We start from the raw sequence: 14,283 nt of genomic DNA, 5'->3' as shown, positions 1-14,283 counted from the left end.
CCGCGCTTCGCCCTTGTCCCCCGACCAAGTGGGGCCCGACGATGAGTGTTTCCGTTTCCTTCTGCCGCCGGGCCTGTCCGGCATGAGCGCGCCCGAACCCGCCCCGGTCGAGCTGCTGGTCTGCACGACCTGCAAGCGCCGCCAGCCCGCCGATCCCGATACCCCCCGTCCGGGCAGCCTGCTTCACGAGGCCCTCCGCGCCCATGGCTTGCCCGACGGCGTGCGCCTTGTGCCCGTCGAATGCCTCTCGGCCTGTGCCTCGGGTTGCACCGTCGCGCTGCGGGGGCCGGGCCGCTGGACCTATGTCTATGGCAATTTCGACGAGACGACCGGCGCGCCCATCCTCGCCGAGGGCGCCCGTGCCTATCGCGACGCCGCCGACGGGCTCGTGCCCTGGCGCGAACGCCCCGAGCATTTCCGCAAGAACTGCATTGCCCGCATCCCGCCCATGGAGGCCCTGAAATGACCGATCTCGCCAAGCTTCCCGTCACCGTCGTCACCGGCTTTCTCGGCTCGGGCAAGACCACGCTGATCCGCCACCTGATGCAGAATGCGGGCGGCCGCCGGCTGGCCGTCCTGGTCAACGAATTCGGCGATGTCGGCGTCGATGGCGAGATCCTGAAGGGCTGTGCCCTGCCCGACTGCCCGGCCGAGAACGTGGTCGAGCTTGCCAATGGCTGCATCTGCTGCACCGTCGCCGACGAGTTCATCCCGACCATGGAGGCGCTGTTGCAGCTTGACCCGCGCCCCGACCACATCCTGATCGAGACCTCGGGGCTGGCGCTGCCGAAACCGCTGCTGAAGGCCTTCGACTGGCCCGCGATCCGCTCGCGCATCACCGTCGACGGGGTGATCGCGGTGGCCGATGCCGAGGCCGTGGCCGCGGGCCGCTTCGCGCCGAATGTCGCCGCGGTCGATGCCCAGCGCGCCGCCGATGACAGCCTCGATCACGAGACGCCGCTGTCCGAGGTCTTCGAGGACCAGATCGCCTGCGCCGATATCGTGCTGCTGACCAAGCCCGATCTGGCCGGGCCCGAAGGCGTGGCCGCCGCCCGCGCCGTGATCGAGGCCGAGGCGCCGCGCCCGCTGCCCGTGGTCGAGGTGACCGAAGGCGCGGTCGATCCGCGCGTGATCCTGGGACTTGGCGCGGCCGCCGAGGATGATCTGGACGCCCGGCCCAGCCATCACGACAGCGGCGCCGAGCATGACCATGACGAATTCGAAAGCGTGGTGATCGATCTGCCCGAACAGGACGACCCCGAGGCGCTCTCGGCCCGGATCGAGGCTCTGGCGCGCACGCAGAACATCTTGCGGGTCAAGGGCCATGTCGCGGTCGCGGGCAAACCGATGCGGCTTCTGGTGCAGGCGGTGGGCGCGCGGGTGCGCCATCAGTTCGACCGGCCCTGGGCGCCGGACGAGACCCGCGCCACCCGGCTTGTCGTGATCGCCGAGCATGACGATATCGACGAAGGCGCGATCCGCGCGGCTCTGAGCGCCTGAGGCCGCCCCCATGCATGTCGTCTTCCGCGAAAGCCACGGGCTCGAGGAAACCGCCGTTCCGACGGATCTGGGTCAGGACCCGGCCGATCTGGCGGTGCTGTCCTTTTCCGACAGCGATCTCGGGGCCTTCGCGGCGGGCTGGCATCGCGGCGGCGGCCCCGAAGGCCGGATGCCCACCCTCAGGTTGGCCAATCTCGCGGCCCTGATCCATCCGCTCTCGGTCGATACCTATGCCGAGCGCACGCTTTCGGGGGCGAAGGGCATCCTGATCCGGCTGATCGGCGGGCGCGCCTATTGGGAGTACGGGCTGACCCAGATCGGGGCGCTGGCCCGCGCGCATGGCATCGCGCTGGCCGTGCTGCCCGCGGACGGGCGCCCCGATCCCCGGCTCGACGCGGCCTCGACCCTGCCGGTCTCGACACTGCGGCGGCTGTCCGAACTTTGCGACGAGGGCGGTGCGGTCGCGGCGCAGGCGGCACTGGCGCAGCTGGCGCTGGCCGCGGGGCTTTACGCCGCGCCCGTGATCGGCACCAAGACCGTGCCCGAAATGGGCGCCTGGAGCCCCGAGGGCGGCGCCGTGCCCGCGCCCGACCTGTCGCCGGTGGATGCCCCCCGGATCGTCCTGACCTTCTACCGCGCCTATGTCACCGCCGCCGATCTCGGCCCCGTCGAGGCGCTTTTCGACGCGTTCCGGGCGCGCGGCTGCGCCGTCACCGGCCTCTTCGTGCCGTCCCTGAAGGCGCCCGAGGCGGCGCGCTGGCTGGCGGACCAGCTGCGCGCCCTGAGCCCTGCCGCCATCGTCAACGCCACCGCTTTCTCCGGCAAGGGCGAGGATGGCAGCTCGGCGCTGGACGCGGCGGGCGTGCCGGTCTTTCAGGTGGCGCTGTCCGCCGCGCCGGAAACCGCCTGGGCCGAGGCCGAGCGCGGGCTTTCCCCCGCCGATCTCGCCATGCATGTGGTCCTGCCCGAGGTCGATGGCCGGATCTTCGCGGGCGTTGCGTCCTTCAAGGAGGCGGGCACCCGCGACCCGCATCTGCAATTCGCCCGCATCGCCCATCGCGCCCATCCGGGCCGGATCGCGGCCATCGCCGACCGCGTCATGGCCTGGACCGGCCTTGCCCGCACATCGCTGGCCGACCGCCGCCCGGCGTTGATCCTGTCCACCTATCCCGGACGGCCGTGGCAGATGGCCCATGCGGTGGGGCTCGATGCGCTGGCCTCGGCCGAGGCGGTTCTGGACGATCTGGCCCGCGCGGGCCTGCCCACCGCCCCCACAGGCGATCTGGCCAAGGCCCTCGGCCGCGAGACCCTGAGCTGGCCGCTCGCGGACTACCACACCGCGCTGGCCACCCTCCCCGTACCCCTGCGCGACGCCCTGTCGGACGCCTGGGGCGCACCCGAGGCCGATCCGGCCTGCCGCTACGGCGCCTTCCAGTTCGCGGCCACCCGGCGCGGCGCGGCGCTGGTGGCACTCCAGCCCGAACGCGGCACGCCCGAGGCGCGCGAGGGCGATTATCACGACCTCTCGCGGGTGCCCCGCCACGGCTATGTCGCCTTCTACCTGTGGCTGCGCCGCGCCATGGGCTGCGATGCGCTGATCCATATGGGCGCGCATGGCACGCTGGAATGGCTGCCCGGAAAGGCGGTCGCGCTGTCCGAGGCCTGCTGGCCCGAGGCGCTGATCGGCGATCTGCCGGTGATCTATCCCTTCATCGTCAACGACCCCGGCGAGGCGGCGCAGGCCAAGCGCCGGATCGGAGCCGTCACCCTCGGCCACCTGCCGCCGCCCCAGCGGCGGGCGGGCGTCTCGGACCGGCTGGCCCGGCTCGAAACGCTGCTCGACGAGTTTTCCAATGCCGACGGGCTCGACCCGCGCCGCCGCGACCGACTGATGGCCGATATCCGCGCCGAGGCGCGGGCGCTGGGCGTCGAGGCCGATCTGGGGCTGGGCCCGGGCCTGTCACCCGCCGAGGCCATCACCCGCATCGACCGCTTCGTCTGCGACGTCAAGGAAAGCCAGTTCGGCGACGGGCTGCATGTCTTCGGCCGCCCGCCGGAAACTCAGCCGGAAACACAGCCCGAGGCCGCCTCCGGCTTCGACACCGGCGCCTCTGTCGCGGCCGAGAGCGCCGCCCTTCTCGGCGCGCTGCAGGGCGCCCCGGTCGCCCCCGGCCCCTCGGGCTCGCCCTGGCGGGGGCGGCGCGACGTGCTGCCGACGGGGCGCAACCTCTTCACCACCGATCCGCGCGCGGTGCCGACCCGTGCCGCCCATGCCCAAGGCGTGCGGCTGGCCGAGGATCTGGTGCGCCGCCACCTGCAGGACCATGGCGACTGGCCCCGGCAGCTGGTCGTCGATCTCTGGGGCTCTGCCACCATGCGCACGGCGGGCGAGGATTTCGCCATGGCGCTGCACCTGCTGGGCGTGAAGCCGGTCTGGGACGAGGGCTCGGGCCGCGTCTCGGGCATCGAGGTGGTGCCCATCGCGCTGCTCGACCGGCCGAGGCTCGACGTGACCCTGCGTGTCTCGGGGCTGTTCCGCGATGTCTTCCCGTCGCTTTCGGCACTCTACCAGCAGGCGGTGCGCGCGCTCGGCCAGCGCGACGAGGCGCCTGACTGGAACCCCCATGCGGGCCGCCCCGAGACGCCGCGGGTGTACGGCCCCGCGCCGGGGATCTACGGGATCGGCCTGGAGACGCCCGAACCGACCGAGGCGGGCCGTCAGGCCGCTGGCGCCGCTTGGCTCGCCGCCAGTGCCTGGGCGCTGGACGGGTCCGAGGCGCGGCGCGACGCGCAAGGCATCCGCGACCGGGTCGCGGGGGCCGAGGCCTTCGTCCATGCCCAGGACCTGCCCGAGACCGACCTTCTGCTGGCGGCCGATTACGCCCGGCACGAGGCGGGCTTTGCCGCGGCGCAGGGTGTCGCGGGCGGCCGCGCCGCGCTCTACCATCTGGACAATACCGACCCCGCCCGGCCGCGCACCCGGACCCTGAGCGAAGAGATCGCACGCGTCGTCCGCGCCCGGGCCACCCACCCGGCCTGGCTGGCAGGGATGCAGCGCCACGGCTTTCGCGGCGCGGCCGAAATCGCTGCGACGCTCGACCACATGGCCGCCTTTGCCCGTCTGGCGGGGGTCGTACCGGATCACCTTTTCGACCTCTATTTCGAGGCTACGCTGGCCGATCCGGGCTTGACGGCCTTCCTCGAAGAGGCCAACCCGCAGGCGCTCGCGGCGATGCGGGCCGAATTCGCGGCGCTGGCGCGGGACGGGCTCTGGCAAACCCGCCGCAATTCGATCGCCGCCGCCCTGACAGACCTGGAGACCCCGAATGCCCCATGAGTACGAAAAGGACGGCGCGGCGATCTACCTGCAGTCCTTCGCCACGATCCGGGCCGAGGCCGATCTGGCCCGCTTCGACGCCGATGAGGAACAGGTGGCGGTGCGGATGATCCATGCCGCAGGCATGGTCGAGCTGGCGCCCCATATCCGCTTTTCGCCGGGCTTCGTGACAAAGGCCCGCGCGGCGCTCGAGGGCGGCGCGCCTATCCTCTGCGATGCGCGCATGGTGTCCGAAGGGATCACCCGCAAGCGCCTGCCCGCCGATAACGAGGTGCTCTGCACCCTGCAGGCCGAGGGCATCGCCGAACGCGCCGCCGCCATGGGCAACACCCGCTCGGCCGCCGCGCTGGAACTCTGGCGCCCGCATCTCGCGGGCGCGCTGGTTGCCATCGGCAATGCGCCGACCGCGCTGTTCCATCTGCTGAACATGCTGGAAGACCCCGCCTGCCCGCGCCCCGCCGCCATCATCGGCTGCCCGGTGGGCTTCGTCGGCGCGGCCGAGTCCAAGGACGCGCTCTGGGCGGACCAGCCCGTGCCCTGCTGCATCGTCGAGGGGCGCCTGGGCGGCAGCGCCATCACCGTCGCCGCCATCAACGCGATCGCCAGCCGCAAGGAATGACCATGGCAACCGTCTACGGCCTGGGCCTCGGCCCGGGCGACCCCGACCTGATGACCGTCCGCGCCGACCGCCTGCTGCGGGGCGCGCGCCATGTGGCCTTCTTCCGCAAGGCGGGCTGCGAGGGCCAGGCCCGGTCCATCGTCGCCAATCTGATCCCCGAGGGCGCCGCCGAGCACCCTATGGAATATCCCGTCACCACCGAAATCCCCTTCGACGATCCGCGCTACAACGAGATCCTCGCGGCCTTCTACGCGGACTGCACCGCGCATCTGAAGGCGCTGGCCGAGGCGGGCGAGGACGTGGTCGTGCTGTGCGAGGGCGACCCGTTCTTCTACGGCTCGTTCATGCATCTCTATACCCGCCTCAAGGACGATGTCCCGGTCGAGGTCGTGCCCGGCATCACCGGCATGTCGGCGGCCTGGACGGCGACCGGCGCGCCGATCACCTGGGGCGATGACGTGCTGTCGGTGCTGCCCGGCACCTTGCCCGAGGAGGACCTGATCCGGGGCCTGCGCGCCGCCGATGCGGTCGTGGTGATGAAGATGGGGCGCCATCTGGGCAAGCTCAGGCGTGCGCTGCTGATGGCGGGCCGGGCCGACGAGGCCTGGATTGTCGAATATGCCTCGATGAAGGGGCAGACGGTGACCCGGCTCAAGGACTATCCCGCCACCTCGGCGCCCTATTTCTCGATTGCCCTGATCCACGGGCGGGGGCGGCGGCCGTGACCGGCTGGGTCGCCATCGCAGGCCTTGGCCCGGGCGCCGAGGCCCTGGTCACGCCCGAGGTCACCGCGACGCTCGCCGACGCCACCGACGTCGTGGGCTACATTCCCTATGTGGCGCGGGTCGCGGAGCGGCCCGGGCTGACGCTCCATGCCTCCGACAACCGGGTCGAGGTGGACCGCGCCCGCCATGCATTGCAGATGGCCGCCGAGGGCCGCCGCGTCGTCGTGGTCTCGTCGGGCGATCCGGGTGTCTTCGCCATGGCCGCCGCGGTCTTCGAGGCTTTGGAGGCCGGCGCGCCCGACTGGCGCGATCTCGAGATCCGGGTGCTGCCCGGCATCACCGCGATGCTGGCCGCCTCGGCCCGGGCAGGCGCGCCGCTGGGCCACGATTTCTGCGCGATCAACCTTTCCGACAATCTCAAGCCCTGGGCATTGATCGAAAAACGCCTGCGGCTCGCGGCCGAGGCCGATTTCGCGATGGCCTTCTACAACCCGCGCTCCAAGGCCCGCCCCGAGGGCTTTGCCCGGGTGCTGGAGGTGCTGCGCGCGGCCTGCGGCGACGACCGCCCGGTGATCTTCGCCCGCGCGGTCTCGACGCCCGAGGAAAAGCTGACCGTCGTGCCCCTGACCGAAGCCCGCCCCGAGATGGCCGACATGCGCACCGTGGTGCTGGTCGGCTCCTCGCTGACCCGGGTGCTGCGTGCGGGCGACCGGCCGCTGGTCTACACCCCCAGATCCGCCCCGGAATGAGCGAGCCAGTCCAGAACCTCGTCGGGATGCGCCAGTTCCCGCCGCGCGGGCAGGACGGGACGGTCGATCATCAGGACCGGCAGGCCCAGTGCCCGGGCCGCATCGATCTTGGCCCGCGCGCCCGTGCCGCCCGCGTTCTTCGACACGACAAGCTCGGTGCCATGCCCCTCCATCAGCGCCCGGTCGCCCGCTTCGGTGAACGGCCCGCGCGAGACGATGACATCGGCCTGCGGCAAGGGCAGCGGCCCCTTCGGCGCATCGACCAGACGCAGCAGATAGCGGTGCTGGGGCTGGGCCGCGAAGGCCTCCAGATGCATCCGCCCCACCGCCAGGAACACCCGCCGGGGCGGACCGGACAACGCCGCAACCGCAGATGCGATGTCGGGCACATGCCGCCAGGTGTCAAGCAGCCCGGCCATCCAGGCGGGACGGGTCAGCGCGACCAGCGGCAGGCCGAGGGCCGTGCAGGCCTCGACCGCGTTCCGGCTCATCTGGGCCGCGAAGGGATGGGTCGCGTCGATCACATGGGTCACGCCCTCGGCGCGCAGATAGGCGATCAGGCCCGGCACGCCGCCAAAGCCGCCAACCCGCATCGGAATGGGCTGGGCCTTCGGCGTCTCGACCCGGCCTGCCAGCGACAGCGTGGCCTTGAGCCCGGTGCCCGCCAGCCGCGCGGCCAGCGCCGTCGCCTCGGTGGTGCCGCCAAGGATCAGAAGGGTGGGACGCATGGCTGAGACTCCGTGGCTGACCATCGTGGGGCTGGGCGAAGATGGCCCGGACGGGCTGCCGCCTGCAAGCCGTGCGGCGCTGGAAGAGGCCGAAATCGTCATGGGTCCGGCGCGGCATCTGGCGCTTCTGCCGGATCTCGCGGCCGAGAAGGTCGACTGGCCGGTGCCCTTCGCCGACGGGCTGCCAATCCTGCAGGGTCTGCGCGGGCGCCGGGTCGCAGTGCTGGCCTCGGGCGATCCGTTCTGGTTCGGCGCAGGCAGCGTCATCGCACGGACCTTCGCGCCCGAGGACTGGTGTGCCCTGCCCGGCCCTTCGGTCTTTTCGCTGGCCGCCGCGCGGCTTGGCTGGCCCTTGGAGGCCACCCATTGCGCCGGTCTCCATGCCGCCCCCTTCGCCCGGCTGCGCCCCCTGCTGGCGCCGGGCTTCACTGCCATCGTCACCCTTCGGGACGGCGCGGCGGTGGCCGAGTTCGCGGCCTTCCTGACCGAAGCGGGCTTCGGCGACAGCCGCCTTCACGTGCTCGAGGCCCTTGGCGGCCCGCGCGAGCGCATCCGCGAGACCACCGCCCGCGCCATGGACCTGGAGGGTATCGCCCATCCGGTGGCCGTGGCGCTGGAAACGGCGGGCGACGGCCCCGCCATTCCCGCCGCCTCGGGCTGGCCCGACGGCTTTTTCGACAATGACGGCCAGATCACCAAGCGCCCCGTCCGCGCACTGACGCTGTCGGCGCTGGCCCCGCTGCCGGGCGAGCATCTGTGGGATATCGGCGGGGGTTCGGGGTCGATTTCCATCGAATGGCTCGCCCGTCACCCGAGGATGCAGGCGACCGCCATCGAGACCGATCCCGTCCGCGCCGAACGCATCGCCGCCAATGCCGCGGCCCTCGGGGTCGAGCGGCTGCGTGTCGTCACCGGCCGCGCGCCGGAGGCGCTCGAGGGGCTCGCCGCCCCCGATGCGGTCTTTGTCGGCGGCGGGCTCTCGCAAGAGCTGCTGGAGACGCTCTGGGCGCGCCTTCCCCCCGGCACGCGGATCGTCGCCAACGCCGTCACGCTCGAATCCGAAGCGCTGCTGGCCCTCTGGCAGGCCGCCCATGGCGGTGAGCTTTTGAGGATCGAGCTGGCCGAGGCCCGCCCGCTGGGCCGCAGGCGCGGCTGGCGCGCCGCCTTCCCGGTGGTGCAATGGACCGTCCGGCGGTGAGGGTCGCAGGCTTTGGCTTTCGGGCCGCCGCGACCGAGGCGAGCCTGACGGACGCGCTCGCGCGCGCGGGCGGGCCCACCGGGCTGACGGCGCTGGCCGCGCCCGCCGACAAGGCCGCCGCAGCCGCGATCACCGCACTGGCCGCGCGGCTGGCCCTGCCCATATGCCCGGTCACCGCCGACGCGCTGCACCGCCCCGCCACGCCGACCCGATCGGCGCAGAGCCTCGCCCGTCGCGGGACCGGATCGGTCGCCGAAGCCGCGGCCCTTGCGGCCTGTGGCGAGGGGGCTCGCCTTCTGACCCCGCGCAAGGTATCGAACGACCGGATGTCCACCTGCGCCATCGCAACGAAAGACCTGCCATGACCGTCCATTTCATCGGTGCCGGGCCCGGCGCCCCCGATCTTCTGACCCTGCGCGGCCGCGACCTGATCGCCGCCTGCCCGGTCTGTCTTTATGCCGGATCGCTGGTCCCCGAAGAGATCCTCGGCCATTGCCCCGAGGGCGCGCGGATCGTGAACACCGCGCCGATGGACCTCGATGCCATCATCGCCGAGTGCAAGCGCGCCCATGAGGCCGGGCAGGACGTGGCGCGGCTGCATTCGGGCGATCTGTCGGTCTGGTCGGCCATGGGCGAGCAGATCCGCCGCCTGAAGGCCGCAGGCATCCCGGTCAGCGTGACCCCGGGCGTGCCGTCGTTCGCCGCCGCCGCCGCCGCGCTCGGGACCGAGCTGACCCTGCCCGGCCTGGCCCAGTCGGTGGTGCTGACCCGGACGCCCGGCCGCGCCTCGTCGATGCCCGAGGGCGAGAGCCTGGCCAATTTCGCCGCGACCGGAGCGACGCTCGCCATCCATCTCTCGATCCACAACCTCGCGAAGGTGGTCGCGGATCTCGTGCCCCATTACGGCGCCGATTGCCCGGCGGCCATCGTCTACCGCGCCAGCTGGCCCGACCAGCAGATCCTGCGCGGCACGCTCGGCACGCTGGAAGCCGCCCTGCCCCAGGACATCGAGCGCACCGCGCTGATCCTTGTCGGCCGCAGCCTCGGCGCCGAGGGCTTCGATGAAAGCTGCCTATACGATCCCGATTACGACCGGCGGTTCCGGCCGCGCTCGGCCCGGGCGGGCAGCGATGGCTGAAAGGCCGCCGGGTCTGGTGATCGCGGCGCCCGCCTCGGGCAGCGGCAAGACCACCGTCACGCTGGGGCTCCTTCGGGCCTTCCGCGCGGCGGGTGTTGCCGTGCAGCCCTTCAAGAACGGCCCCGATTACATCGACCCGGCCTTCCATGCCCGTGCCTCGGGACGGGCCTCCTACAATCTCGACCCCTGGGCGATGGACGAGGGTCTGCTGGCCACGCTGGCGGCCGAGGCCCAAGGCGCCGATCTGGTGATCGCCGAGGGCGCGATGGGGCTTTACGACGGCACCCTGACGCGCGGCGTCGCGGGCCATGGCACAAGCGCCGAACTGGCGCGGCGCTTCGGCTGGCCGGTGGTGCTGGTGATCGACGTCTCGGGGCAGGCGCAATCGGCGGCGGCGGTGGCCCATGGCTTTGCCAGCCATCCCGACGCGCCGCCCGTCGCGGGCGTGATCCTGAACCGCGTCGCGGGCGCGCGGCACGAGGCGATGATCCGCCCCGAAATGGCCCGGCTCGGCATCGCGGTCCTGGGTACCCTGCCCCGCCGCCCCGACCTCACCCTGCCCGAACGCCATCTGGGCCTCGTGCAGGCGGGCGAGCAGGCCGATCTGGAGGCGCGGATCGACGCCATCGGCCAGTTCGTCGCCGAGCATGTCGAGCTAGACGCGCTCCGCGCCGCCGCCCGGCCCGGGATCTCGGGCACCACGGGCAACTGGCCCGCCCCCCCGGCCCAGCGCATCGCGCTTGCGCGGGATGCGGCGTTTTCCTTCGCCTATCCGCATCTTCTGGAAGGCTGGCGCCGCGCGGGCGCCGAGATCCTGCCCTTCTCGCCGCTGGCCGACGAGGCGCCTGACGCGGGCGCCGATCTGGTCTGGCTGCCCGGCGGCTATCCCGAGCTTCATGCGGGCAGGATCGCCGGGGCCGCGCGGTTTCTGAAGGGCCTCCGCGCCCATGCCGGAACCCGCCCCGTCCATGGCGAATGCGGCGGCTACATGGTGCTGGGTGAGACCCTGATCGACAAGGACGGCACGGCACACGCAATGGCGGGGCTTCTGGGCCTTGTCACCAGCTTCGAAAGCCGCCGCCTGCATCTGGGCTATCGCCGGGCCGAGCTGCTGGCGCCGATGCCCGGCCACGCCCCCGGCACGAGGCTGCGGGGCCATGAATTCCATTATTCGACGATCCTTTCCCAGCCCGACGCGGCCTTGGCACGCGTCACCGATGCCAATGGCGCCGAGCTGGCCGAAACCGGATCGCGGCGCGGCCCGGTCACGGGCAGCTTCTTTCACCTGATCGCGGAGGACCCAAGATGAGCGGTTTCGTGAGCTTCGTGAGTTCCGGCCCCGGCGATCCCGAGCTTCTGACCCTTAAGGCGGTCGACCGGCTGTCAAAGGCCGATGCGGTCCTGTTCGACGATCTGTCCTCGGGGCCGATCCTGGGCCACGTGCGGCCGGGCGCCGATCTGGTCGGCGTCGGCAAGCGCGCGGGCCGGGCCTCGCCCAAGCAGGACCATGTCAGCCGCCTGCTGGTCGATTACGCCGCCTCGGGGCAGCGCGTGGTGCGGCTCAAATCGGGCGATTCGGGGCTGTTCGGACGGCTCGAAGAGGAAATCACCGCGCTGCGGGCGGCGGGCATCGGTTACGAGGTCATCCCCGGCGTCACCTCGGCCTGCGCAGCGGCGGCGGCGGCGGGCATTCCGCTGACCCGGCGGCTGACCGCGCGGCGGGTGCAGTTCGTCACCGGCCATGACGTGACCGGCGACCTGCCCCGCGACATCGACCTGGCCGCGCTGGCCGACGAACATGCGACGACGGTGGTCTACATGGGCAAGCGCACCTTCCCCGCGCTGGCCGGGGCGCTGATCGCGCGCGGCCTGCCCGGCACCACGCCCGCGCTGCTGGCCGAGGGCGTGGGCACGCCCGATCAGGCGCTGACCCGGACCACGGTCGCGGACCTGGCGGCACGTCTGGCCGAGGCCCCGGGGTCGGCCGCGCCGGGTCTGATCCTGTTCGGGCCGCTGGTCGAGGAGGCCCCCGATGCATGAGCTGTTCCTGATCGGCATCGGCACCGGCAACCCCGATCATATCACCTTTCAGGCCGCCGAGGCGATCCGGAGCGCCGATCTGATCCTGATCCCGAAGAAGGGGGCCGACAAGGCCGACCTCGCCGATCTGCGCCGCCGGATCTGCGCGCGCGTGATGGGCGAGGACGCAAGCGACCGGATCGCCGAGTTCGACCTGCCCGTCCGCGACGCCTCGGGCGACTATCGCGCGGGCGTTCTGGACTGGCACGACGCCATTGCCGGGGTCTGGACCGACACTGTCGCCGCCGCCAGCCCCGCACCGCAAAAGGTCGCGCTGCTGATCTGGGGCGATCCCTCGCTGTACGACAGCTCGCTGAGGATCGCGGCGCGGCTGTCGCCTGCGCCCAAGATCACCGTCATTCCCGGCATCACCGCGATCCAGGCGCTCTGCGCCGCCCATCGCATTCCGCTGAACGAGATCGGCGCGCCGGTCGTCATCACCACGGGGCGGCAGATCCGCGACCATGGCTGGCCCGAAGGGGCCGATACCGTGGTCGCGATGCTCGATGGCGGCTGTGCCTTCCAGACGCTGGCGCCCGAGGGCATCCGGATCTGGTGGGGCGCCTATCTGGGCATGGCCGAGGAAATCGTCCTGTCAGGGCCGCTGGCCGAGGCCGGGCCCGAGATCCTGACAACCCGCGAAGAGGCCCGTGCCCGGCATGGCTGGCTGATGGACATCTACCTGATGCGCCGAAGTCAGAAGCGGGGCTGAGACCGGCGCGGACCGCCGGGGCTGACGGCTGACGCGGGGGCTGACCGTTGACGCAGGGCTGACCGCTGATGCGGGGGCTGAGGGCTTACGCCGGAACCAGCCGCCCGGCGCTGAGCCGCATTCCCTCGGGCGCGATGCGCGCGCGCATCTCTGCGTCATGGGTCACCAGCAGGATCGCCTGCGGCAAGCCTTGCAGGATCGCGACCAGCCGCTCGGCGTTTTCCTCGTCCAGCGCATTGGTGGGCTCGTCCAGAAGCAGCACCTCGGGCTCCATCGCCAACACGGCGGCAAGGCTGACCAGCCGCTTTTCGCCGCCCGACAGCCGGTGGGTGATCCGGTCCTTCAGATGCATGAGGTCAAGCCGGGTGAGAACCGCCTCGACCTGCTCCATCGCCGCCGCGCGCCCAAGCCCCAGATTGAGCGGCCCGAAGGCCACATCCTCGGCCACGGTGGGGCAGAACAGCTGATCGTCGGGGTCCTGAAACACCAGCCCCGCCCGGCGGCGCACCTCGTGGAAGTCGGGCTCGGCCCGGCGCTCCTGCCCGAAGGCCCGGATCTGCCCCGATTGCGGGACGAGAAGCCCCACCATCAGCTGCAGAAGCGTCGACTTGCCCGACCCGTTCGCGCCCGCGATCGACAGCCGCTGGCCCGCCTCGAGCGTCAGGCTCGCGCCTTGCAGGATCCTGGGCCGGCCGGGATAGCCGAAAACGAGCCTGTCGAGGTCAAAAAGCGCCATGGGCGACCTCGGCAACCAGCATCGCCATGAGGACCGTCGCCAGCCCCGCGCCGAAGACCGCGTCGCGCGGCCCGTAGGCGAAGGCAGCGAGGACCGGCATCCGGCCCGAAAAGCCCCGGCATTTCATCGCCGCCAGCACCCGTTCGGACCGTTCGACCGCGCGGACCAGCATCATGCCGACCAGATAGCCCAAGCTGCGATAGCTGTGCCAGGACGTGCCCGGCCGGAAGCCCCGGACCTTCATCGCCCGGCGCAGCCGCAGGTGTTCGGCGCGCAGCACCTCGATATAGCGGATGGTGAACAGCAGCAGATGCACCAGCCTCTCGGGCGTGCCCAGCCGGTGCAGCGCCTGCCCCATCACCGCCGGTTCCAGCGTGCCCGCCAGCGACAGCAGCGCCAGAACGACGGCATTGGCGGTCAAGAGGATCTCGGTCGAATGGACGATCCCCTCGCGCGAGGCGGCAAATCCCCAAAGCGTGAAGACCGGATCGCCGGGCGTGGTGAAGGGCAGCATGGCGATCAGCAGGAAGATGAACCCGTCCATCGCCGCCATCCGCCGCAGCGTCGGGCCGACCGCCCGCCCCGACAGCGCCATCAAGGCGATGGCAAGGATCAGCGCGGCCAGCAGCAGCGGCAGCCAGGAACAGGCGACGGTCACGCAGGCGAAGCCCGCCGCCCCGATCAACCGCGCGCGGGGATCGATCGCGTCGAGCGCGGCGCCCTCCGGCCCGGCGCGGTCCTGCATCAGGATGTCGGACATGC

The 14,283-nt window shown here is 71.9% G+C and carries 15 protein-coding genes; 12 read left to right on the top strand and 3 right to left on the bottom strand.

Annotation, left to right across the window (positions count from 1 at the left end; all coding sequences use genetic code 11):
- Positions 1–82: 82 nt before the first annotated feature.
- The 6 genes from BYZ73_RS07290 to cobJ are packed head-to-tail and all read left to right on the top strand — an operon-like array spanning position 83 to position 6,930.
- Entirely contained in the window at positions 83–466 is a 384-nt protein-coding gene (locus BYZ73_RS07290) for a DUF1636 family protein (protein ID WP_181497988.1), read from the top strand.
- Positions 463–1,500, top strand: coding sequence for a cobalamin biosynthesis protein CobW (gene cobW, locus BYZ73_RS07285; protein ID WP_112315442.1), 1,038 nt, complete (start codon positions 463–465; stop codon positions 1,498–1,500). Before BYZ73_RS07290 ends, cobW begins: the two co-directional genes overlap by 4 nt.
- 10 nt (positions 1,501–1,510) lie before the next feature.
- Entirely contained in the window at positions 1,511–4,837 is a 3,327-nt protein-coding gene (gene cobN, locus BYZ73_RS07280) for a cobaltochelatase subunit CobN (protein WP_112315441.1), read from the top strand.
- Complete coding sequence (locus BYZ73_RS07275; RefSeq protein WP_112315440.1) at positions 4,827–5,456, top strand: precorrin-8X methylmutase; 630 nt, start codon at positions 4,827–4,829, stop codon at positions 5,454–5,456. Before cobN ends, BYZ73_RS07275 begins: the two co-directional genes overlap by 11 nt.
- Entirely contained in the window at positions 5,453–6,181 is a 729-nt protein-coding gene (cobI, locus tag BYZ73_RS07270; RefSeq protein WP_112315439.1) for a precorrin-2 C(20)-methyltransferase, read from the top strand. Before BYZ73_RS07275 ends, cobI begins: the two co-directional genes overlap by 4 nt.
- Complete coding sequence (cobJ, locus tag BYZ73_RS07265; protein ID WP_108024924.1) at positions 6,178–6,930, top strand: precorrin-3B C(17)-methyltransferase; 753 nt, start codon at positions 6,178–6,180, stop codon at positions 6,928–6,930. Before cobI ends, cobJ begins: the two co-directional genes overlap by 4 nt.
- On the opposite strand, the gene BYZ73_RS07260 is transcribed toward cobJ, so the two are convergent.
- A complete protein-coding gene (locus BYZ73_RS07260) occupies positions 6,903–7,658 on the bottom strand; it encodes a cobalt-precorrin-6A reductase (RefSeq protein ID WP_112315438.1) in 756 nt (251 codons plus the stop codon). The genes cobJ and BYZ73_RS07260 overlap by 28 nt on opposite strands.
- Here BYZ73_RS07260 and cbiE point away from each other — a divergent pair.
- The 6 genes from cbiE to cobF are packed head-to-tail and all read left to right on the top strand — an operon-like array spanning position 7,657 to position 12,785.
- Positions 7,657–8,856: a precorrin-6y C5,15-methyltransferase (decarboxylating) subunit CbiE gene (gene cbiE / locus BYZ73_RS07255; protein WP_112315437.1), complete on the top strand. Its 1,200-nt coding sequence runs from the start codon at positions 7,657–7,659 to the stop codon at positions 8,854–8,856. The two genes, BYZ73_RS07260 and cbiE, sit on opposite strands and share 2 nt — an antisense overlap.
- Positions 8,853–9,221: a cobalamin biosynthesis protein gene (locus tag BYZ73_RS07250; RefSeq protein WP_108025104.1), complete on the top strand. Its 369-nt coding sequence runs from the start codon at positions 8,853–8,855 to the stop codon at positions 9,219–9,221. Before cbiE ends, BYZ73_RS07250 begins: the two co-directional genes overlap by 4 nt.
- The gene (gene cobM / locus BYZ73_RS07245; protein WP_112315436.1) at positions 9,218–9,994 is read left to right on the top strand and encodes a precorrin-4 C(11)-methyltransferase; all 777 of its coding nucleotides are present in this window, start codon (positions 9,218–9,220) and stop codon (positions 9,992–9,994) included. The genes BYZ73_RS07250 and cobM overlap by 4 nt, the downstream gene beginning before the upstream one ends.
- On the top strand, positions 9,987–11,303 hold the full coding sequence (locus BYZ73_RS07240; protein WP_112315435.1) for a cobyrinic acid a,c-diamide synthase CobB: 1,317 nt from the start codon (positions 9,987–9,989) through the stop codon (positions 11,301–11,303). The genes cobM and BYZ73_RS07240 overlap by 8 nt, the downstream gene beginning before the upstream one ends.
- On the top strand, positions 11,300–12,034 hold the full coding sequence (gene cobA / locus BYZ73_RS07235; RefSeq protein ID WP_112315434.1) for a uroporphyrinogen-III C-methyltransferase: 735 nt from the start codon (positions 11,300–11,302) through the stop codon (positions 12,032–12,034). Before BYZ73_RS07240 ends, cobA begins: the two co-directional genes overlap by 4 nt.
- Positions 12,027–12,785, top strand: coding sequence for a precorrin-6A synthase (deacetylating) (cobF, locus tag BYZ73_RS07230; RefSeq protein WP_112315433.1), 759 nt, complete (start codon positions 12,027–12,029; stop codon positions 12,783–12,785). Before cobA ends, cobF begins: the two co-directional genes overlap by 8 nt.
- Before the next feature lie 85 nt (positions 12,786–12,870).
- On the opposite strand, the gene BYZ73_RS07225 is transcribed toward cobF, so the two are convergent.
- Both BYZ73_RS07225 and cbiQ read right to left on the bottom strand, forming a co-directional pair.
- Positions 12,871–13,521 (bottom strand): energy-coupling factor ABC transporter ATP-binding protein, encoded by a 651-nt coding sequence (locus tag BYZ73_RS07225; protein WP_112315432.1) that lies wholly within the window; start codon positions 13,519–13,521, stop codon positions 12,871–12,873.
- Positions 13,508–14,281 carry a cobalt ECF transporter T component CbiQ gene (gene cbiQ / locus BYZ73_RS07220; RefSeq protein ID WP_112315431.1) on the bottom strand — a complete coding sequence of 258 codons (774 nt, stop codon included), beginning with the start codon at positions 14,279–14,281 and terminating at the stop codon, positions 13,508–13,510. Before cbiQ ends, BYZ73_RS07225 begins: the two co-directional genes overlap by 14 nt.
- Positions 14,282–14,283 lie beyond the last annotated feature (2 nt).

This window comes from Rhodovulum viride (assembly GCF_003265965.1).
GTDB lineage: Bacteria > Pseudomonadota > Alphaproteobacteria > Rhodobacterales > Rhodobacteraceae > Rhodovulum > Rhodovulum kholense.
Note: the sequence above shows the minus strand (reverse complement) of the source record. Positions and strands in the feature narration are given on the sequence as shown.